Here is a 21,379-nt window from a genome sequence, read left to right as displayed (position 1 = left end):
ATGCGGTTGGCGATATTTGCTGACGGTGAAGTTGGAGAAAAAATTTTAGACGTTTTGCTGAATCAATATCAGAGTGACGTCGCTGTCGTTGTTTCCACTGGAAAAAATAACATCAAAAGAATGGCGGATAAATCTGGTATAGAATCCCTCGTTTTTCAAAATGAGGGAGATTTAATCAATAAAATACCCCATGACGTTGACCTCGGACTACTGGCTTGGTGGCCTAAAATAATAACCGAAGATTTAATAAAAATACCGAAGATGGGTTTCATTAATACCCACCCAAGTTTTTTACCATGGAACCGTGGTAAACATTACAATTTTTGGGCATTAGTAGAAAACACACCTTTTGGTGTTACGCTTCACAAAGTTGACAAGGGAATAGACACTGGTGCCATAGTTGCCCAGCTTCCGATCCCTTATGATTGGACAGATACGGGTGAAAGTCTATACCATAAAGCTCAGAATGCGATGGTTGAATTAGTCAAAATGGCATGGCCCACAATTCGACATGGAGACATTCCCGCAATCCCTCAATCAGCGAATGCGGGATCTTTTCATTTCGCATCCGAGCTAGAAAACGCAAGCCATATTGATTTAGACAAATTCTATCAGGGACGTGAAATACTTAACCTGCTACGTGCCCGAACATTCTCGCCGCATCCAGGCTGCTGGATTGAAGAAGATGGGCAGAAATATGAAATTTCAATACGAATCAGAAAGTTGAACCAATGACCCCCCAAGATAAATTCAAACAAGAACGGAAAGCTGAAATTGAGCTAATGGGAAATGACAATTCAGCAAAAGCGCACACACTAAACTGGATCAATGCGGCAAACAAACTGAAATATTCCTATCACTTTGACTGGATGGAACGCCCTATTATCCAGTATCCACAAGACATTGTAGCAATGCAGGAGCTTATTTGGTCCATCAAACCCGATTTGATCATTGAGACCGGGATAGCACACGGCGGATCGTTAATTTTTAGCGCATCCATGCTGGCGATGCTGGATATGTGCGACGCGATTAAGCAAGAGAAAACGATAAATCCATCCGTTTCCAAACGTAAAGTTCTGGGTATTGATATCGACATTCGGTCTCATAACAAGGAAGCAATAGAAGCTCATCCGATGGCTTCCCGGATTGAAATGATTCAAGGTTCAAGCATCTCGAACGACGTTATAGAGCAGGTCCAACAGATCGCCCGGCAATACTCTCGTGTACTTGTCTGCCTTGATAGCAACCACACACACGATCATGTCCTTGCGGAACTGGAAGCCTACGCGCCACTCACCACGTCAGGCAGTTACTGCGTTATCTTTGATACCATTGTAGAAGACTTGCCAAAAGAAATGTTCCCTGACCGCCCTTGGGGTCCCGGAAACAACCCGAAAACAGCAGTTTGGGAATATTTGAAAAGCCACCCAGAATTTGAAATTGACAAAAATATTGAGCAAAAACTTCTCATTACTGTGGCTCCAAATGGTTATTTGAAGAAGAAATGATATTTCTCATCAATAGACCAAAATGAAAAATAATTCATAAACATAAAATCAAGATGCTATAAAAATGAAAAAAATATCGATAATCGTTCCAACAAAAGATCGAGCAGATACGCTATATTGGTGTCTAAAAACATTAAAAAATCAGAAATGTGAAAATATTGAATTTATAGTAAGTGATAATTTAAGCAGCTCTGAAACAAGAAAAGTCTTCGACGAATTGCAGGACAAGAGATTTAGATATATCAGAACTAAAAGAAGATTAGGAATGTCTGAGCATTGGGAGTTTGCACTCGAACATGCTGCTGGCGAATGGGTGACATTCCTTGGTGATGATGATGGAATGCTTCCAAATGCTGCAGAAGAATTCATTGAGCTAGCCAACAAACTCAATGTCAGAGCTATCAGCTCCAACATGTGCAAATTTTATTGGCCGGATGCCTTAGACAGAACCAACGCCAACAAACTAATAATCAGATCAGGAAAAGGAGTAGAGGTTAGAGAATCCCGAATTTGGCTGAATAAAGTTCTTAATGGACAGGCTGGGCACGAATCATTGCCTTGGATATATAATGGTGGATTCGTACACCATTCCGTCATAAAAGAAATTAAAGAAAGTCAAGGAAAATTCTTTAAATCAATAAATCCTGATGTATATTCGGGTGTATGTATTTCTCAACATATAGAAAAATATGCATTCTCTTTTAAACCATTAATGATAGGAGGATCTTCCAAGCACAGTAATGGTGCAAAAATTTCCAACGGAAATTCTTGTACTGATTTCTTTACAGAAGGAAAATTAAGATTTCATGAAACTTTAGGAACAGGGAAAACCACATCGGTACCAATTTTAGTTTATGAATCTTACTTAAAATCAGACAAAAAAATAATATCAAATAAAACAACAAGCTTACCATATCAACTAGCCAGAGCAATAGTATCAGCCCCTCCTTCTCAAAAAAAGGACATTACAAAATATTGCCACCAAATATTAAAGGAAAACAGCCCATCAAAAACCCTATTCATGTTTTATAAAGCTACACTTCGAATAAAAAGAAAACTAGATTCCCTAAAGCAAAAAGAACATACATTTAAAAAGAAAATATTTGAAAATCCAAGCGCCAAAAATATCCTAGAAGCAGCCAATTTTGTGTCCGACACAATTAACGACCAACTAAATGAATAACTTAACTGTAGCTATAACCTGCTGGAACGCCGAGGCGACAATTGAGAGATGTTTAAAATCTCTCATCAAATCTGACAAAATCATTAACGAAATTTTGGTTTTAGATGATGGATCAACTGACAGCTCGGTTTCAATAATCAAAGAAAACATAAATAAAAATAAAAAAATAAAATTAATCAGGCATATAAAAAATAAAGGCGTTGCCGCTTCTCGCTCCAAATTAATTCATGAAGCAAGATCAAAATTTGTAGCTTTTTTAGATGATGACGATGAAGCTCACCCAGAAAGGTTTGACAAGCAAATTCACCTTATAGAAAAGGCAGAAATTTCTTATAAAACAAACTTAGTTGCCTGTTATTGCTCACGGGAAGTTATTTCCGAAGAAAACAGTCAATATATGGGCGCCATAGGGGTAACTCCCCCTTCACCGCACGGAAAAATGGTCGCACTTAATATTCTTGCCGGTTATAAAGAACCTGGATACGTATTTGGCCCTGTTGGATCCGGTACATTAATAGCAAGAAGGGAAACCTTTCTAGCTGTCGGTGACTTTGATCCCAACCTCAGACGAACAGAAGACCTTGATTGGGCCATTCGGCTATCGTTAATGGGAGGCGTTTTTATTGGCTGCCCTGAACCTCTTATAAGACAACATGTGACAGTTTCTCATGAAAAAAGTAATTTTAAACCCCTTATCGACAGCTTTCAACTTTTAATTAAATATCAAAAATACTTGAAGGCCGAGAAATTTTATATATCTTCTTTTATATTTCAGGCAGCAAAGTTTTTTTATGCAAAAAAAAAGAAGTACCGATACAAATTTCTCTTAGCCACACTCTATGCAATCAACAAAAAACTATTTTCAAACCTAAGGGGAAAATAAAAATTGCGGATGCTCCAGAAGATACACAGAATTTTTTTTCATTTTTTAATGCATTTATTTGGAGTTAACTTCTCTTTTTACGATATTTTTTATCGAAAATGCATCTATGCTATACCTATTATTGAGCCGATTATTCATTTGATGCCCGTATTTTTAAGAATAAAAACCATTCCTGGATCCCGAAATGAAATAATGAAAATAAATAGAGGCGACATAGTCCTGGATTTGGGAGCCAATGTTGGCAGTATTTCATCTTTATTCTTGTCTCGCGGTGCCAATATACACGCCTACGAACCCGATTCTCGCTGTATATCTCTCCTTAAGAGACGCTTCAAATATTATGGCAAGAAAATCACACTACATCATGCAGCAGTCAGCAATTATAATGGTGAAACTCGTTTGAACTATGGCTCTTTCAATACTGAGGGCAACAGTATCGTCGAAAATAAGAAGAGTGCTGACGGTAGTAGTGGAAGTGAAACTGTCCCTGTTAAAAACATCACAGATATTATTGATACCCTAGGCCATATCCGGCTGATAAAGATGGATATTGAAGGGGCAGAATATGATGTTCTGGATGCGCTTCTGACACCTGCATACTCAACTAAATTTGACACCATTCTCGTCGAAGTTCACTCGGAGAAAATTCCGTCATTAAAACCTCGGCAGAAAAAACTGGAAAAAGTAATTTCAGATCTGGACCTCGAAAGCAGAGTGATTTTGTCATGGCACTAAACCAACCACAAGACGTTTCTCTGGAATTTCCTACATTTACCAGATTTCTTAAACTCTTTGCACGGAAAATGGATAAATCAGTTCTCAGGACTCTGGAATATGAGAAACTATCCCATATTCAGATTGACGGGAAAATACTTGATTTTGGCGGAGGGGAAAATTCAAAATATAATCATATTAAAGAAAAATGGATAAAAGAAAATTCCGATTATTTTTTTCACTCGGCAAACATTGATAAAAACATGGATCCGACATTTATAGTTGATGTCGATGGAAAAATACCTTGCGCCGAAAACACATACAACCATGTCATTTCCCTAAATACCTTCGAGCATATTTATGATGTGTCGATCTGCCTGACAGAAATAAACAGAATACTGGAAGAAAACGGAAAAATTATCTTTACCGTTCCCTTTATATACCAGGTTCACGGGCATCCAAACGATTATAGTAGATTTACCCCAAATTATTGGCGGGAATTTTTATCTCGGCACGGATTTAATGATATAAAAATAGAATCTCTAAACTGGGGACCCTTTTCAACAGGAGCGTCGATCTCGGGATGCCCTGGGCCATTTCGCGCCCTTAGAATAAAAATTTCCCTCTTACTCGACGTTTTATATTTTGCATGTAAGTATAGAGGTCAAAGTCACATCAGCGCCCAACAAGATGCTTCCGTCTGCAGCGCATCGCTTGGTTATTTGATCATAGCACGCAAATCTGTGTAATAAAATAAACTGAAAAATTAGAATGAACTTGCGTGTTTTTTTGTACTTCTTCCGTTTACACCAGTCTTCTGGCGGGGCCGAGCGTATGATTTGCACCTTGGCCAATGCTTTAATTGCGCGTGGAATGGAGGTACATCTTGTTTCTCTGGATGCCTCAAACGAAACTGATTGCTTTTATTCGCTGTCCCCACAAATAAGATGGCACCGTTTGGGCAATGACACGACTTTTCTGGATAAAATCCAACGTACTCTTCGCTTGGCATCTCTCCTAAAGCGTGAAAAAGCTTCCGCATTTATCGGATTCGTGATGAGCGGAGATAAAACAATTTATGCGGCTGCCAAATTGGCGCGCACGCCTATCATTGCAGCCGAACGCAATGGTCCTTCGATATATTGGCTACGCTATTCGTTCCTTCAACGTGCCATAAGCTTTACATTATTGCATTTAGCTCACCGTATTATGGTGCAATTGCCCGGATATGCTAGGCGATACCCCAAATCTCTTCACAAAAAAATCTTGGCTATTCCAAATCCGGTTTCACGTGCGGATACTTTGGCGCAACCAAATCAACCAGGATCCAACGGCAAATACGCCCTGCTCACTGTCAGTCGTCTTGATAGCACTCAAAAACGTCTTGATATCCTTATAAACGCCTTCGCGCGCATTGCCGATCTTCATCCAGAATGGCAGCTTCGTATTGTCGGAAACGGTCCGGAGCGAGATAAACTCAATCTTCTCGTTGAAGAGTTGGGTCTTGCAAAACGCATTACATTGACCCCCGCCGTTGCAAATATTTTCAGCCTATATCAGGAATCACATCTCTTTGTTTTGCCATCACTATGGGAAGGCTTCCCCAACGCTTTGGCAGAAGCAATGGCACACGGTCTTCCTGCTGTTGGCTTTGCGGATGCCGAAGGCGTATCCGACCTCATTTCTCTGGGGGCCGGATGGCTTGCCCCAGGCGCCGACAGTACGGTCACGCTAGCAGACACTCTGTCACAAGCGATGTCGGGCCATGCCGAGCGCGCTGAAAAAGGTGCCCTGGCGGCTAAGCGGATGACAAATTTCGACAATACACACATTATCGATCAATGGGTCATGATGCTTGATGAATTGTCACAGGATAAACAATAATGAGTCAGCCTCTGGTAACAATCGGCCTGACAACTTACAATGCCGCCGATAGCGTGAAAAAGGCTATAACATCTGCTTTATCTCAGACTTGGCGCCCGATCGAAATCCTCATTTGTGACGATTGCTCATCGGATGACACGCCTGACATCGTATCAAAGATGGCGACGATTCATCCGGAAATCCGTCTTTTACGCAATGAGATCAATTCGGGCGTCGCAACATCGCGCAATCAAATCATCAAAGAGGCACGCGGTGAATATATCGCATTTTTTGATGATGATGACGAAAGTGTTCCAGACCGGATCACAATGCAAATCAATCGGATAATTACCTATGAAAAGGAATTTTCCAACGGTGCTCCAGTTATCTGTCATACAGCCCGCCAGGTAATTTATCCTGATGGCACGGAACGTATTGAGCACACTATGGGTGAGTGCACAGGGTCATCCGCACCATCGGGGCTTGCAGTTGCCCAGCGCATTTTAATGGGCACGCCTCTGATTGATGGGAATGGGGCCTGCCCGACATGTAGCCAGATGGCACGCACCTGTACATACCGCGACCTCGGCGGATTTGATGCAGCTTTTCGTCGTGGTGAGGATACAGAGCTCAATATTCGCCTGGCTCTTGCCGGCGGGCATTTTACCGGCATTGGTGAACCCCTTGTTCGTCAATCAATGACAAAAAGCTCTGATAAAAGCCTGAACGACGAACATCGCTATATGTTGAATATTATGAAAAAACATCGCGATATCATGGAAGCTGCAGGACAATATGTTTTTTGTCTGCGCTGGCTGAAGAGCAAACAAGTGTGGCTAAAGGGGGAGCGTTTGAAATTCTGTTTTTATTTAACACAACTAATATTCACGCACCCCATACTAACTACCCGACGGTTGAAAGAAGCCGCGCCCAATCTGGCGTTAAATCGCGCATTTCGAAAGTTTCATGATATATAAAGACAACGAAAACATCAGCTTTGAGAAAGCCATTACTATTAGGCGATCCTGTATTTTAAAAACTGCGATGTCATAAAGCGCAAAAAACTGGTTACTGCCTCAATGCAATCTGCCCTGGTCACTATCGGCATCACATGCTTTAACGCTCATTCGACTATTGATCGTGCGATTAAGAGCGCTCTGGAACAAGACTGGCCCAACATTGAAATTTTTATCGTCGATGACTGCTCCTCAGATGGTTCCGTCGCAATTATTGAGCAGGCAATTGCTGGCCGAACAGGTATCAACCTCATACAGCACCCGCAAAATGCTGGTCCGGCAGCAGCCCGCAATACAATTCTAAAACGGGCGAATGGTGAGTTCATTGCTTTCTTCGACGACGACGATATATCGCTTCCAAACCGGATCAGTAGTCAGGTGCAACACTTAAAAGACTACGAAAAACAGCAAAAAGTAGACCTCGTTGCCTGCTATGCGTCAGGTCGTCGAAAATATGACACTGGATATGAACTTGAATTGCCTGCAATCGGTTCGCAGGGCGAAATAGCACCGAACGGTTCCGAAATCGCAGACTATTTACTGCTCTATCGCAAACATAAAGATCGATTTTACGGCACAGGAACACCAACTTGCTCTCTGTTGGCCCGCAAATCAACGTTCGAATATGTAGGGGGCTTTGATTCTACTCTACGCCGTGTCGAAGATGCCGATTTTGCCATTCGACTGGCATTACTAGATGGACATTTTATCGGCACACAAGAACCATTATTTATTCAATATTCAACAACATCCGAAGATAAATCGCCGGAAAAAAATCTCGCCGCCGAACAAAAAATCGTCCGCAAACATAAGAAATATTTAAATAAAATAGGATTCTATTACTATGCTTGGCATTGGCCAAAACTAAGATACTACCATTTCAAACGGAAATATCTAAAATTCACCTGGGAACTAATTAATCTGTTTGCGCGATACCCTCTTGCGACATCACGTCATTTCTGGGCAACTGGCCCCAAAAGACTAATGCACGAAAAGCGGATCCGGGAAAGACAACCTTCATGAAACTGATGTTTTCCGCTAGAGCCGTTGACAATGTCGCAGGCGGCGTTGAACGCATGATCATTACTGTGATGAATGCACTGGTAGAACGTGGCCATGATGTTGATTTTCTGACCTGGGATCCAAAGGAAGCAACGACATTTTACCCATTAGACGCTCGGGTAAAATGGCATCGTATGAACATTGGTGACCCCACACAGCGAGCCAGTTTAAACATCCTAAGAAATCGTATGAAAGCCGTACGTTCACTGCTTCGAACCCGGAAACCACAAGCTATCATTGCTTTTCAGGACGGTCCCTATAAAGCGCTTCGGTTATTCAGTGCAGGCATGGGAATCCCCGTAATCGCCGCTGAAAGAAATGCACCGACACGTTTCGATCATACGCGCGCCGGTAACAGACGCCGCCTTCTGACATTTAACAGCTTCAGATTTGCGCACACTGTCACTATCCAGTGCGAAGGCTATCGCACACTGTATCCACGGTATCTTCACAACAAGATAGTGACAATTCCCAACCCTGTTCCACCTACTCAACATATCACTCATCCTGACGTCGCTGCTCCAAACAGACGATTTCAACTTCTTTCCGTCGGACGACTGAGTTGGCAGAAAAATTATCAAGCCCTTATTTCGGCATTCACCCAACTGGCTCCGGGTTTTCCCGATTGGGATTTAATCATTGTCGGTGAGGGAGAACAACGTGCTGAACTTGAAACTATAATCCATGAAAACGAATTAGCCGACCGGATTTTGCTGCCTGGATCAACATCAAATGTAAGCAGCCACTACACTAGTGCCCATTTATTTTGTCTTCCTTCACGATGGGAAGGATTCCCAAACGCGTTGGCAGAAGCACAAACTCATGGATTACCAGCAGTAGGCTTTAAAAATTGCGCTGGCGTAAATGAATTAATCCTAGACGGCCAAACCGGTCTTCTCGCCGCCGGTAACGGAGAGTCCGCGAACCTTGCTGCGACTTTGGCCAAACTAATGAATGATGCAGAAATGCGCCGGGAAATGGGTGATAAAGGACGAAAAGCAACTGAAAAATTTGCGCCAAACCTTATTATCGACAAATGGGAAACAATGTTGCATCAGGCGGTTGGCGAATGCGTTTAGTTTTTGCAATCAAAGCCTTATCAAGTGCTGGAGGCGGTGCCGAACGGGTCTTTGTTGAGGTTGTAAATGGATTAGCCGCCCGAGGACACGATATTCACGTCATAACGTCCGATCGCCCCGGTCAGCTATCCTTCTATCCTCTTGATAGCAAGATCAACTGGATTACTCTGGGCATTGGGAAAGTTGATCGTTCAACCACAATGTTCGATATAATTGCCCGCGTTTGGCAATATCGCCGTAAAACCTGTCAAATCAAGCCAGATGCTGTCGTAGCATTCATGCACAGTACTTTTATCCCCCTCGGAATTTCTTTGACGGCTACAGGCATACCCGTCATCGCCAGCGAACATATTTTGCCGGCACATTATAAAACAAGACCGATAGAAAGAGCACTATTGGCAATTATGCCTTGGTTCACACGACGGATCACAGTGGTGTCCGATCAGGTTCGGCGCGAATACCCAAAAAACTTACGTCAGATGACGGAGGTTGTTTCCAATCCGGTCACAATCAAGATTAAGCAGCGCGCTGACGTTACCGGACAAGGAAAAAAGCGTAAAATACTACTATCAGTAGGGCGCCTTGCAGATCAAAAAGATCACATCACACTTGTCGAAGCCTTTGCGCGCATTGCGCCACATGTACCGAACTGGGATTTACGGATCGTTGGGGACGGCGAATTACGCAAAAAACTCGAAAAACGCATTAGCGAACTAGAACTTTCTGATCGAATATTGCTGCCCGGTGCAACATCAAATATTTCAGAAGAATATTCGTCAGCACAGCTCTTTGCCCTGCCTTCACTATATGAAAGCCTGGGCTTGGTATTAATAGAAGCGTTGCGCCACGGGTTACCAGCAGTTGGCTTTGCTGATTGCGCAGGCGTGAACACATTGATCTCATCCGGACATAACGGTATATTGGTCTCGGGACCGGATCGCATCACTTCTCTAGCCGAGGCTTTAGAATGGTTAATGGTAAACGAGACAGCAAGAACAGCACTGGTTGCTCGACAAGATGAATTGCCGGACAGCTTCAATCTCTCAAAAGTCCTGGATCAATGGGAAAAACTACTCAGAGACGTGTCATCAGAAGTATGACTTCTCATACAATCAAGTTTTACTTAATTTTGCTCCCTAGTTGACCGGGGACTCCCATATAATACGATGAAAAATCATCCTGCCAATATCTATCTAGATACCACATTTACAAAAATGCGTGGCTTGGCATTTGATTTACAGATTAGTTTACTATGCTATGCGCCGTATTAACATCGCTATATCGGCGATATTCATCAATAAAATCGATATATTATATAGCAACACACATGAAAAAAATGGTGCACCCGACTGGATTCGAACCAGTGGCCTTTGCCTTCGGAGGGCAACGCTCTATCCAGCTGAGCTACGGGTGCACATGGCTTTGTCTGTTCTGACCAAGCGGTTTGGGTGATACAGGTTTTGTGACAGACGGGCAAGGGTTTTTGATCAATTCATTGCCCGATTCCGAATTTTATTGGTCCTATAGCAATCATGCCCTGACCAGCCCTTACGGCCAGTCATTTTCCGGCATCGACACAATTGGCACCGCATCGGGATTACCTAGCTTCAATGCCAGTGCCAACGCCGCTGCACCACCAGGCATCCGTCCTGCGGCATCAAATCACCACCTAACAGGCCGTAAACCCGCCTAGCTTTCTACGTCCCGGCGTTCATAGGGGTCGCGCACCACCCAGGTGCCGTTCCATTCACGGTCCTGTTCGCGACGGCTCAGGCGTTCCATGCGGTTCATCATCAACTGGGCGGCAAAATCGGCATCGTTAAATTCAAGCACCTTTTCAAATAACGGCCCTGCCTGATCAAACGTACCTTCGCGGTAAAAGCCCATTGCCGTTTCGTAATCCTTGCGCCATTCACGGCGCTCGTCGCTCAGTTGTCCGCTTTCAGACAGGACTTCATACAGGTAAACCACCTTTTCAGTCCCCAGCAATACAACATGGTCCAGATCACGCATCTCGACATCGGATGATGCCAATTCCGCCGTTTCGTTGGACGCCAATATCCGTGTGCCGTAAATGCGGTTAGCTTTTTCCAGGCGGTGCGCATAGTTCACACAATCGCCCACCACTGTATAGGCACGCGATTTATCGGTGCCGATCGACCCCACCACGACCTCGCCCGTGGCAATACCAATGCGGATATCAAGGCCGTGATCACCAATCAGGTCGGCATATTTGGTTTTAAGGGCGTTAAAGCGGGCCACTTGTTCCAGCGCGGCCTTGCAGGCATGCATGGCATGGCTTTTTTCATTGCAAAACGGCGGCCCCCAAAAGCCCATCACCCGGTCGCCAATAAAATTATCAATAATGCCGCTATGACCGGAAATCGGCTCTGTCATCGCGGTTAGATAATCATTGAGGAAATCGACCAGTTTTTCGGGCGCAGTATGTTCGGCCAGCCAGTCAAACCCGGTCAGGTTCACCACACTGACCGTCATCACCCGCTTTTGCGAGGTTTCAAGCGCCGTTTCCTGCGACAACAGATTATTCAGAACCTTGGGATCAACATATTTGCCAAACCGTTCGCGCATCCGAAACCGCACCCGCAATTCCCGCGTCATGCGGTTAAAGGCGTTAGCCAGCGCGGAAAAGTCACCCTGCCCTTTAAAATCCAGGTTGGTATCGAGTTTACCCGACTGCACACTGTTAATCGCCTTGGTCGTATCTGCAACCGTGCGCGCCACACCAATGCCGAGGTAATAGGCAATGCCAAGGCCGGCGATAGCCGCCACCAACATCATGATAAATTCGGCCTGGATCAGAAAATCTTCCCGGGCCGAAACGGCCTCTACCGTTTCGGAAACATACCGCTCGAGGCGTAAAATCTCGCTTCGCAGGTTCAAAACAATATTGCGATGAATGCCCCGAACAATGTTTTCCTGCCGTTGAGCAGTTAAAATGTCGCCTTCGCGCACCGAATCGAGCAGCTTTTCGACCCCGATATTGAATTGCGAGGAAATATCGGCAAATTCCCGCATTCGCACATCGAGGTTAAGTAAAACCCCCTGCTCGAAATGCGTACTGGCCTGCGCCCGGCCAAGGGCAGCAGAGGTAAATGCCTTGCGAAAAGCCTGTTCGATCTGGGTTTGTTTGGCGCTGATTTCAATTTCAATGCCGCTTAACAGCGAGGCATCGGCCCCGTCGCTTTCGAGCACACGCATATAGCGATCCAGCAGGGAAATCTGTTCAAGCTGGCGGGCGCGCACATCAGACAGCGCATCCTTGACCGGCGTTACATAACGCGACACCGCCTCAAGGTCGCCATTGATCCCCAAAGACTGGATCACGGAAAAACCGGTTCCAATGGTCAGGCAGACGACAAAAAAGGCCGCGACACCCAGGAACTTTGCTCGAACGGTCCGCAGCATACCGGTCCTGATCCTTCCGCAGCGGGCCAACCGGACCTAATACATCTCCTGATGTATTATGATGGTCAATCAGCCCTTATTTTTCAAATGCTTCAAAATGTTACCTGATCCTGGCGTTGCGGTCAAAAAGCAATCCCGATCCGCGCTAGCGGCATTGGCTGCTTTCATCGCGGGGGCTGCCCCTGATCCACATCGCAAGATCATCAATCACCTGAGGCCCGTTCAAATCGCGCAGCAACATGTGATATCCCTGTTCATACACACAAATTGTTGCCGATCCCTTATCAATCCTGGTTGAGGATGCCGTTTTTGCCATTCCGGGCAAATCCCGAACAAAAGACGCCATCACATCGGGCGGAATAACCTGATCCTTGCGGCCCGACATCACCAGAACCGGCAAATCGAGATCCCCCGCCCTTAAACGCGCCATATCCATTAAATCGGCAACACCTGCCACCATATCAACCCGCACCGATGATAACATATTGCGATCCCGGCCCAAACGCCGCAGCATTTCGATATTATCAGACGGCCAAATCTTCAATCCGCGGCCCGACACCGGTAACCACGGCAAGCTATGCGATAAAACCGCAAGCGGCATGGTTTGATACCATGGCATGTCGGCCCGGTCCCATACCGCGGGCGACACCAGAATAACCCCGTCCATCACATGCGGGCGACTTGCCGCCGTTATAGTCGCCACCGCCGCCCCCATCGAGACCCCAACCAGATAAACCGGCGTTGCCGGATAAAGATGATGCAAAACCAGCAGGGCGTCGCTGGCATCCTGGACCAGGCTGCTGGCACCTGGCCAAAAACCGCGCGTGGGCGAGCGGCCAAAACCGCGTTGGTCATAGGCATAAACCGCAATGCCCTGTTGCGCCAGTTGCGCCCCCGCCTCGGCAAAGCCATTGGCATAATCACCAAAGCCGTGCAGCCCCAAAATCACCGCCTGTGGCGCGGCCGCCAAAGCCTGCCCTGCCGCGTCCCCGGGTTCGACATCCGCCTTTGCAGACGCCTTACAGGCAGCACCTGACACAATGGAAACAGCGTCAGGCCCGGGCATCCAACGCTGTAACGCCAGTAACGTGCCATCTATCGTGCGGAAAACAGTTTTTGGTGTTTATGAACATCCGTCGCAGCGCTGATGCCGACATTGGTATTGGTGTTGGCATTGACCGAGCAATGGGCAAGATCATCGGCCATATCGACATTTTTAATGGCCTGTTTGCTGTCCTGCCCGGTTTCTGCGTCGCTGCCCAGAACAAACGATACCGTCGCCATCGGCTTTCCCGCCGGGCGTAAAGATGGCGCACATCCCGCAACCAACAACAACAGGGCCCCGGCCATAACAGCCCTGGCATGATCCATGACACCGGGAATTTTCAATTTCACGAGATCCATAACCGCATTGTTCATCGGTCGTCAAAGGCACCACACGGCCTGTTACCCTGACGCATATTTTCTTTTGCAAGATCCGTCAGATAAAAATAATCCCGGCAGGATGGCATGATCCTGCCGGGATCGGACGTAAAATTTTGCGTCAATTTGTGCTGACTGGCATTTTCACCAATCCGTTGATATCAGGCTGCCTGTCCGGCGGCACCTTCGGCCAGCGATTTGTTATTTTCGCGGGTCAACATCAGGAAGATATCTTCCAGATCGCCTTCATCGGTCGAAAGATCGTTAATTTCCAGACCGCTGGCCTGAATGGCCAACAAAATATCCGCCATGCTGTTTTCACTGGGGCGATAATGCAGGGCAATCTGGCTTTCGCCTTTTTGTTCGGCACCCCAGGGCTTTAATGCGTCGGGAATGGTGCCAATTGTGCCTTTTACCGTCAGGATCAGCGCTTTGTGATCAATACGCCGCAACAGGGTTCTTTTATCTTCATGGGCAATCACCTTGCCCTTGTTGATGATCGCGATCTGATCGCAAAGCTCTTCGGCTTCTTCAAGGTAATGCGTGGTCAGAACAATGGTGACACCGGCCTTGTTGAGTTCTTTTACATAGGCCCACAATTGCTGGCGCAGTTCGATATCGACACCGGCTGTCGGTTCATCAAGGACCAGAACCGGCGGGTTATGCACCATGGCCTTGCCAACCAGAAGACGGCGACGCATCCCGCCCGAAAGCGAACGGGCATACGAATCCGCCTTGTCGAGCAAGCCAATCGCATCGAGAATTTCATCGGTCCGACGTTCGGATTTCGGCACACCATACAAGCCGGCCTGCAATTCCATTGCCTGGCGGGGACTAAAAAATGCATCGAGATTAAGTTCCTGGGGAACAATGCCGATCGAGCAGCGCGCCAGACGCATCTGATCGACAATATCATGCCCCCAGATTTTTGCCGTGCCGCCACTTTTGGTGACCAGACCCGCCAGGATATTGATAAAAGTAGATTTTCCGGCGCCGTTTGGCCCTAACAGGGCAAAAAACGAACCGCGTGGAATTTTCAATGAGACGTTATCAAGCGCAAGCTTTTCGCCTTGCGCGCTTTTATAGACCTTGGTCAGACCTTCGACCTCGATCGCATAATCGGGCATTGCATTCATAAATGCATGATCTCCGCTCTTTTCCACATGGCGCAATTGCGCTAAACCGATGCGGAAGTGTTGATTGAATGTGCGTTATGGGTATCATCCCGGTCGAACCGGGGTCAATATCGGCGCAAACTGGGAACGAGATATATGAAGATCACCGAAGAAATCAAAGTCGGCAGCCTTAATATTGCCTGTGATGGTGGCAAAGGCCATCTGGGTCACCCGACCGTCTACCTCAATCTTGAGGAAAAAGGCGAGGTGGTCTGCCCGTATTGCTCGAAAAAATATATCCTGGACAAAACCCTCGCACATGCTGACCACTAGGGTCGTCTGCCCTGCACATTTCAGCCTGCCAGCAGGCCCGTATTTGTGCGGGAATGTTTTATCCTGATCTGCCCGCCTCACCCGTCGCAGTAATGTTGCTGCGGCCCAAAACGGGGACTATCCATGACGTCTGCTCCAAATTCGATAAACAGTTTTCGCACCCTGCCAGACCCGGAAGGGCATTTTGGCCAGTTTGGTGGCCGGTTTGTCGCCGAAACCCTGATGCCGCTGATCCTCGAACTTGAGCAAGCCTATAAGGACGCCAGGGAAGACCCCGCATTTCGCAAGGAAATGGATTATTTCCTGAAATATTATGTGGGCCGGCCCAACCCGCTTTATTACGCGCAGGGGCTTAGCGACCATCTGGGCGGGGCAAAAATATATTTCAAGCGCGAAGACCTTAACCATACCGGCGCGCATAAAATCAACAACTGCATCGGTCAGATTCTGCTGGCCAAACGCATGGGCAAAACCCGTATCATCGCCGAAACCGGTGCCGGGCAGCATGGTGTGGCAACAGCCACTGTCTGTGCCCGTTTTGGCCTGCCTTGCACCATTTACATGGGTGCAAAGGACATTGAACGCCAATCGCCCAACGTGTTTCGGATGCGCCTGCTTGGCGCCGAGGTTAAACCGGTTACATCGGGTTCACGTTCGCTTAAAGATGCGATGAACGAAGCCCTGCGCGACTGGGTGACCAACGTTTCCGATACATTTTACATCATTGGCACCGTGGCCGGGCCCCATCCCTACCCCGAACTGGTCCGCGATTTTCAATGTGTGATCGGCAACGAAGCCAAAGAACAAATCCTTGATGCCGAAGGCCGCCTGCCCGACGAACTGGTCGCAGCCGTTGGCGGCGGGTCAAACGCCATGGGCCTGTTCCATCCGTTCCTTGATGACAAGGACGTTGCCATTACCGGTGTCGAGGCCGCAGGGCATGGGGTGCACACCGGCCACCATGCCGCCAGCCTGACCGCAGGACGCCCGGGTGTTTTACACGGCAACCGTACCTATTTGCTGATGGATGATGACGGCCAGATCAAGGAAGCCGATTCGATTTCTGCCGGGCTGGATTACCCCGGTATCGGCCCGGAACATTCGTGGTTAAAAGACATCGGCCGGGTTAATTATGTGTCGATCACGGACAAGGAAGCATTATCGGCCTTTACCCTATGTTCAGAAAAGGAAGGCATCATTCCCGCCCTGGAATGCAGCCATGCCATTGCGCAGATCGTCAAGACCGCGCCGAAAATGAACAGGGACCAGATCGTTCTGATGTGCCTGAGCGGCCGGGGCGACAAGGATATCTTTACCGTGGCCGAAGCACTGGGAGTCAAACTGTGAGCGACGCAATTATCGGCGGCAAGGACCGCATCGCCAAACGGTTCGAAAAACTGCGCGCAGAAAACCGCGCCGGTCTGGTAACCTTTATCACCGCTGGCGACCCGGACCCGGAAACATCGTTTGAAATTTTAAAATCCCTGCCTGATGCCGGTGCCGACATCATCGAACTGGGCATGCCCTTTACCGATCCGATGGCCGATGGCCCTGCCATTCAGGAGGCCTCCAACCGCGCGCTTGCTGCTGGCATGCATATGCGCAAGACCTTGTCGCTGGTGCGCGGTTTTCGCGATCAGGACCATGAAACACCGATTATTTTAATGGGCTATTACAACCCCATCTATATTTACGGTGTGAATGAATTTCTTGAAGATGCCCGCAATGCCGGGGTTGACGGCCTGATCGTTGTTGACCTGCCGCCCGAAGAAGATAGCGAGCTTTGCATTCCCACCGTGGAAAAAGGTCTTAGCTTTATTCGCCTGACCACGCCAACATCGGATGACAAACGCCTGCCCAAACTGGTGCAAAACACCAGTGGCTTTGTTTATTATGTGTCGGTTGCCGGTGTCACCGGGGCCGGATCGGCCACCAATGACCAGATCATTGAGGCCATGGCGCGCCTGCGCCGCCATACCGATTTGCCGATTGCCGTTGGTTTTGGCATTAAAACGCCGTCCCAGGCAGCCGAGGTCGCCCGCGAGGCCGATGCCGCTGTTGTAGGGTCGGCGATTGTATCAAAAATCGCTGAAAGCCTTGACGAAAACGGCAAGGCCACCGATAACACCGCCCTTGTGGTCTCTGGTCTGGTACGTGAACTGGCCGATGGTGTACGCAACGCCCGCAAATAATGTTGCGCGCACCAGCAAGACCGATTTAGGCAAAACCGAGGATCAATATCCGATATGTCGTGGCTGACTGAATTCGTCCGACCCAAAATTCAGAAACTTGTTCGCCGCAGCGAAGTGCCGGAAAATCTCTGGCACAAATGCCCGTCCTGCGAACAGATGATTTTTCATCGCGACCTGGCCAAGAACAACCATGTTTGCCAGCATTGCGGCCATCACATGCGGATTTCCGCACGTGACCGTCTGGAACTGATGTTTGACAGCGGCAAATACCAAACCATCGAGTTGCCCTCGGTGCCGGTTGACCCGCTGCGTTTTCGCGATCAGAAAAAATATGTCGATCGCTTGAAAACAGCCCAGGCCAAGGCAGAATTCAAAGATGCCCTGGCTGTTGCCCATGGCACCGTTGGCGGCCATGCCACCGTTATTGCCGTTTTCGACTTTTCCTTTATGGGCGGGTCAATGGGAACGGCCGTTGGTGAAGGCATTGTGGCGGCGGCCGAGTTGGCTGTTGTCCAGGATGCAGCCCTGATCGTTGTTCCCGCATCGGGCGGGGCACGTATGCAGGAAGGCATTTTATCGCTGATGCAAATGGCGCGAACCACAGCGGCGATTGAGAAGGTCAAGGAAAAGGGCCTGCCCTACTTCGTGTTGCTGACCGACCCGACCACCGGGGGTGTTTCGGCATCCTTTGCCATGCTGGGCGATATCCAGATTGCCGAGCCTGGTGCGCAAATCGGCTTTGCCGGACGCCGCGTGATCGAAAACACCATTCGCGAAAAACTGCCGGACAATTTCCAGACAGCCGAATATCTGCTGGAACACGGCATGGTCGATATGGTGACACCGCGTAGCGAACTGAATGCGACCTTTGGCCGCCTGATTGACATGATCCGCCGTCCCAAACCCGGGGCATCGGTCGTACCGATCAAGGACGGTAAAAAAGCCGCCGGCAAAGACAAAAACCCAACTGCGGAAAAAGCTGACTGACCATGCAGGTGTCAACATCGCGAAGCAACGCCATTTTAAACCGTCTTGGCATGCTTCACCCAAAGATAATTGATTTATCCCTGGGGCGAATTGCAACGCTGTTGCAAAAACTCGGCGATCCACACCTGAAACTTCCGCCGGTTATCCATATCGCAGGGACCAATGGCAAGGGATCAACCCTTGCCTATCTGCGCGCTATTTACGAGGCGGCAGGTCTGCGGGTTCATACCTCGACCTCGCCGCATCTTGTGACCTTTCACGAACGCATTGTGCTGGCAGGCAAACAGATTTCCGAAACAGATCTGTGTGATCTTCTTGAAGAAGTCGAAACCATCAATGGCGGGGCGCAGATCACCTATTTCGAAATCACCCAGGCAGCCGCCTTTTTGGCATATTCGCGAGTCGATGCCGACGTGCTGTTGCTCGAAACAGGTCTTGGTGGCCGCTTTGATGCCACCAACATTTTACCCAACCCTGCCCTGTGCGTGATTACCCCTGTTTCAATCGATCATCAGGCGTTTCTGGGTGACACGGTTGAAAAAATTGCCTTCCAAAAAGCCGGGATCATGAAACCGGGTGCGCCCTGTGTGGTTGGCCCCCAGGTTTTACCGGCGTTTGATGTGCTAACCCGCCATGCCGGCAAGGTTGGCACACCCTTAATTACCAATTTTGCCATCACCGCAGAAGATGACGACGGGTTTGATATCCATATTGACGGCGAAGCTGTGCATTTACCAGCCCCGGCATTGCCCGGTCGCCACCAATATACCAATGCGATGGTCGCGACGGTTGCTGCGCGAAACGCCGGCGTTGCACCGGATGGACAGGATAATATCGACTTCGAAACGATTTCCCGTGGTTTGAAAAATGCCGTATGGCCCGCCCGCCTGCAACGGCTGCACAAAGGCCCGATGTTTCGCATCCTGCCCGAAGGTGCCGAACTGGTTGTAGATGGCGGCCATAATGTCGCCGCTGCTGCGGTAATCGCCGACTGGCTGTCACGCAACCCTATTGATGGCCAAACTGTTGTCATTGCCGGAATGCTGAGCAACCGTGATCTCACCACCTTTTTAAGCCCTATCGCCAAATATGTTGATGGTCTGGCAGGGGTGCTTATTCCCGGTGATGAACATCAGTCGCACAGTGCGGCGGATGTTGCCAAAGCCGCCGAAGATCTTGGCATTGCCGCCGTCGCCACAGAGGGTGTCCAAACCGGTTTGTTAGCATTACGAAACAAAAACCACAACATCAAACGGGTTCTGATTTTAGGGTCGCTCTACCTTGCCGGTCACGTGCTGGCAGACCATTCCTAGATCGAACAACCCCGTTCCAGTACCCCCGTCACCTTTTTTTTGCGGCCGGTAGAAAAACGCCAATCCCCGGATTATTATAAATTATATCAAAGCGTTAAAGCATACCAACCGGTATGAACGAATGAAATAATCCGAGAAATTACCATGCCAGCACCCGGTAACACCGGTATTTCGACATCCCCTCGCCGGTAAAAACTCTGCTGTCAAAACCGCAGAACAACACCTGTGCGGTAATGCCTTGTCTTTATCAGACGATCGGCTGCCCGGTGTAATTTTTCGCGCTGCCATCGATGCCACGCGGCAGACAACATTCGCCGCTTCGCCATAATAAACAGGCGGCCCGATATTATACCCGGTTGGGCGCAGACCGCCGCGGGACCGGGCCAACTGGCCGGACATCAGAAAGACCGGACCTGGCAGTTGCCCCGCCGGGACCATCATTTTTACCGTTGCGGTTTGGTCCGGGGCCGCCAGCGCGGGAACCGGTTGCCTTGCCGATACCGGCCCCCCGGCCCGGATCAGGCCAGCCCCCATCGGACCCTTCGCGTTCACGTCGTCGTCGCACAGATTTTCCCGACAACCAGGTATAGATAACGACATACAAGATGAACCCGCCCACCCCGATTGTCAGGGTTAGGAACTGAAGAATGGGCAGGAAACTGCCAAACATGCCTGCCCCGCCATAGATCATGAAAATACAAATCGCGGCCACCGGCGCCAGCGCCATAAAAAACAGGCCCCGCACCTTGTGGCGGATCGGGCGGTAATGCATCAGCATCAGGTAAAACAGATGCATCAGCGTGACAAAAACCAGCAATTTAATCAGCAACACAAACTGTTCGCCATTTGAAAGGCTCTGATTGCGATCATAAATACCAAAAGCGACAAACAGCCCGTGCAGGGCGCCACCAAAAAGAACAAGGGTTAACAATGCGCGCAACAATGTTCCGCGTGATAACCAACTGTCCCCGCTGGCGCGTCTGGCTTTTGCCTGTTCTTTCCGATTGGCCTTTGCTGCTTTTTTGCTGTTTTTGCGCCGATTTTCCAGTTTCATGCCGTCGTGAAGCTCACGCGAAAGGCCAGCCGCCTCGACACCCTTGCCGAACGGTTGGTAAACCGGCTTTTCGCCGCGCCGGTTAACCGGCTTTTCCGCGCGCCTGATCACTTACGCCAAATCCCTGCCATGCATTATAAAGATGCAACACCGCAAAACATAACAAGCCTGACCCGATATTGTCAGCACAAAGCGCCGAGTTGGATAATTCGCTGTCACCCTACTCGAC

The 21,379-nt window shown here is 48.3% G+C and carries 21 protein-coding genes and 1 tRNA gene; 16 read left to right on the top strand and 6 right to left on the bottom strand.

Annotated elements, in window-relative coordinates; translation table 11 throughout:
• From J4E05_RS10695 to J4E05_RS10645, 11 genes are all read left to right on the top strand, one after another.
• Positions 1-735, top strand: coding sequence for a formyltransferase family protein (locus J4E05_RS10695; protein WP_349597540.1), 735 nt, complete (start codon positions 1-3; stop codon positions 733-735).
• On the top strand, positions 732-1,508 hold the full coding sequence (locus tag J4E05_RS10690; RefSeq protein ID WP_349595255.1) for a cephalosporin hydroxylase family protein: 777 nt from the start codon (positions 732-734) through the stop codon (positions 1,506-1,508). The genes J4E05_RS10695 and J4E05_RS10690 overlap by 4 nt, the downstream gene beginning before the upstream one ends.
• A gap of 64 nt (positions 1,509-1,572) precedes the next feature.
• Positions 1,573-2,691, top strand: coding sequence for a glycosyltransferase family 2 protein (locus J4E05_RS10685; RefSeq protein ID WP_349595252.1), 1,119 nt, complete (start codon positions 1,573-1,575; stop codon positions 2,689-2,691).
• Positions 2,684-3,574: a glycosyltransferase family 2 protein gene (locus tag J4E05_RS10680; protein ID WP_349595249.1), complete on the top strand. Its 891-nt coding sequence runs from the start codon at positions 2,684-2,686 to the stop codon at positions 3,572-3,574. The genes J4E05_RS10685 and J4E05_RS10680 overlap by 8 nt, the downstream gene beginning before the upstream one ends.
• Positions 3,575-3,583: 9 nt before the next feature.
• Entirely contained in the window at positions 3,584-4,309 is a 726-nt protein-coding gene (locus J4E05_RS10675; protein ID WP_349595248.1) for an FkbM family methyltransferase, read from the top strand.
• Positions 4,300-5,037, top strand: a complete 738-nt coding sequence (locus J4E05_RS10670; protein ID WP_349595245.1) for a methyltransferase domain-containing protein — start codon at positions 4,300-4,302, stop codon at positions 5,035-5,037. The genes J4E05_RS10675 and J4E05_RS10670 overlap by 10 nt, the downstream gene beginning before the upstream one ends.
• Positions 5,038-5,059: 22 nt before the next feature.
• Positions 5,060-6,172 carry a glycosyltransferase gene (locus J4E05_RS10665; RefSeq protein ID WP_349595242.1) on the top strand — a complete coding sequence of 371 codons (1,113 nt, stop codon included), beginning with the start codon at positions 5,060-5,062 and terminating at the stop codon, positions 6,170-6,172.
• Positions 6,172-7,128, top strand: coding sequence for a glycosyltransferase (locus J4E05_RS10660; RefSeq protein ID WP_349595240.1), 957 nt, complete (start codon positions 6,172-6,174; stop codon positions 7,126-7,128). Before J4E05_RS10665 ends, J4E05_RS10660 begins: the two co-directional genes overlap by 1 nt.
• Positions 7,129-7,230: 102 nt before the next feature.
• The gene (locus J4E05_RS10655; protein ID WP_349595237.1) at positions 7,231-8,190 is read left to right on the top strand and encodes a glycosyltransferase family 2 protein; all 960 of its coding nucleotides are present in this window, start codon (positions 7,231-7,233) and stop codon (positions 8,188-8,190) included.
• Positions 8,187-9,308, top strand: a complete 1,122-nt coding sequence (locus J4E05_RS10650; RefSeq protein WP_349595234.1) for a glycosyltransferase family 4 protein — start codon at positions 8,187-8,189, stop codon at positions 9,306-9,308. The genes J4E05_RS10655 and J4E05_RS10650 overlap by 4 nt, the downstream gene beginning before the upstream one ends.
• Positions 9,299-10,408 carry a glycosyltransferase family 4 protein gene (locus tag J4E05_RS10645; protein ID WP_349595231.1) on the top strand — a complete coding sequence of 370 codons (1,110 nt, stop codon included), beginning with the start codon at positions 9,299-9,301 and terminating at the stop codon, positions 10,406-10,408. The genes J4E05_RS10650 and J4E05_RS10645 overlap by 10 nt, the downstream gene beginning before the upstream one ends.
• 237 nt (positions 10,409-10,645) lie before the next feature.
• Here J4E05_RS10645 and J4E05_RS10640 read toward each other — a convergent pair.
• The 5 genes from J4E05_RS10640 to J4E05_RS10620 all read right to left on the bottom strand — a co-directional run bounded on the left by J4E05_RS10640 (position 10,646) and on the right by J4E05_RS10620 (position 15,292).
• Positions 10,646-10,722: transfer RNA gene (locus tag J4E05_RS10640), tRNA-Arg, on the bottom strand.
• A gap of 275 nt (positions 10,723-10,997) precedes the next feature.
• Positions 10,998-12,734: an adenylate/guanylate cyclase domain-containing protein gene (locus J4E05_RS10635; RefSeq protein ID WP_349595228.1), complete on the bottom strand. Its 1,737-nt coding sequence runs from the start codon at positions 12,732-12,734 to the stop codon at positions 10,998-11,000.
• A gap of 145 nt (positions 12,735-12,879) precedes the next feature.
• Positions 12,880-13,800, bottom strand: coding sequence for an alpha/beta hydrolase (locus J4E05_RS10630; protein WP_349595225.1), 921 nt, complete (start codon positions 13,798-13,800; stop codon positions 12,880-12,882).
• 29 nt (positions 13,801-13,829) lie between these two features.
• The gene (locus tag J4E05_RS10625) at positions 13,830-14,129 is read right to left on the bottom strand and encodes a hypothetical protein (RefSeq protein ID WP_349595223.1); all 300 of its coding nucleotides are present in this window, start codon (positions 14,127-14,129) and stop codon (positions 13,830-13,832) included.
• Between the two features lie 188 nt (positions 14,130-14,317).
• Positions 14,318-15,292, bottom strand: a complete 975-nt coding sequence (locus J4E05_RS10620) for an ABC transporter ATP-binding protein (protein WP_085593163.1) — start codon at positions 15,290-15,292, stop codon at positions 14,318-14,320.
• Between the two features lie 135 nt (positions 15,293-15,427).
• Here J4E05_RS10620 and J4E05_RS10615 point away from each other — a divergent pair, with 135 nt between their 5' ends.
• The 5 genes from J4E05_RS10615 (at position 15,428) to J4E05_RS10595 (ending at position 20,096) form a co-directional block, all read left to right on the top strand.
• The gene (locus J4E05_RS10615; RefSeq protein WP_085578687.1) at positions 15,428-15,604 is read left to right on the top strand and encodes a zinc-finger domain-containing protein; all 177 of its coding nucleotides are present in this window, start codon (positions 15,428-15,430) and stop codon (positions 15,602-15,604) included.
• Positions 15,605-15,727: 123 nt separating this feature from the next.
• The gene (trpB, locus tag J4E05_RS10610) at positions 15,728-16,951 is read left to right on the top strand and encodes a tryptophan synthase subunit beta (RefSeq protein ID WP_349595219.1); all 1,224 of its coding nucleotides are present in this window, start codon (positions 15,728-15,730) and stop codon (positions 16,949-16,951) included.
• The gene (trpA, locus tag J4E05_RS10605; protein ID WP_349595217.1) at positions 16,948-17,796 is read left to right on the top strand and encodes a tryptophan synthase subunit alpha; all 849 of its coding nucleotides are present in this window, start codon (positions 16,948-16,950) and stop codon (positions 17,794-17,796) included. Before trpB ends, trpA begins: the two co-directional genes overlap by 4 nt.
• Before the next feature lie 54 nt (positions 17,797-17,850).
• Complete coding sequence (gene accD / locus J4E05_RS10600) at positions 17,851-18,783, top strand: acetyl-CoA carboxylase, carboxyltransferase subunit beta (protein ID WP_349595215.1); 933 nt, start codon at positions 17,851-17,853, stop codon at positions 18,781-18,783.
• Between the two features lie 2 nt (positions 18,784-18,785).
• Complete coding sequence (locus J4E05_RS10595) at positions 18,786-20,096, top strand: bifunctional folylpolyglutamate synthase/dihydrofolate synthase (protein WP_349595213.1); 1,311 nt, start codon at positions 18,786-18,788, stop codon at positions 20,094-20,096.
• A gap of 346 nt (positions 20,097-20,442) precedes the next feature.
• Here the strand turns inward: J4E05_RS10595 and J4E05_RS10590 are convergent, their stop codons facing one another.
• Complete coding sequence (locus J4E05_RS10590; protein WP_349595210.1) at positions 20,443-21,261, bottom strand: hypothetical protein; 819 nt, start codon at positions 21,259-21,261, stop codon at positions 20,443-20,445.
• Positions 21,262-21,379: the final 118 nt, after the last annotated feature.

The organism is Thalassospira sp. NFXS8 (assembly GCF_040148805.1).
Classification (GTDB): domain Bacteria; phylum Pseudomonadota; class Alphaproteobacteria; order Rhodospirillales; family Thalassospiraceae; genus Thalassospira.
The sequence above is the reverse complement of the archived record's forward strand: the minus strand, read 5'-3'. Positions and strand labels throughout refer to the sequence as shown.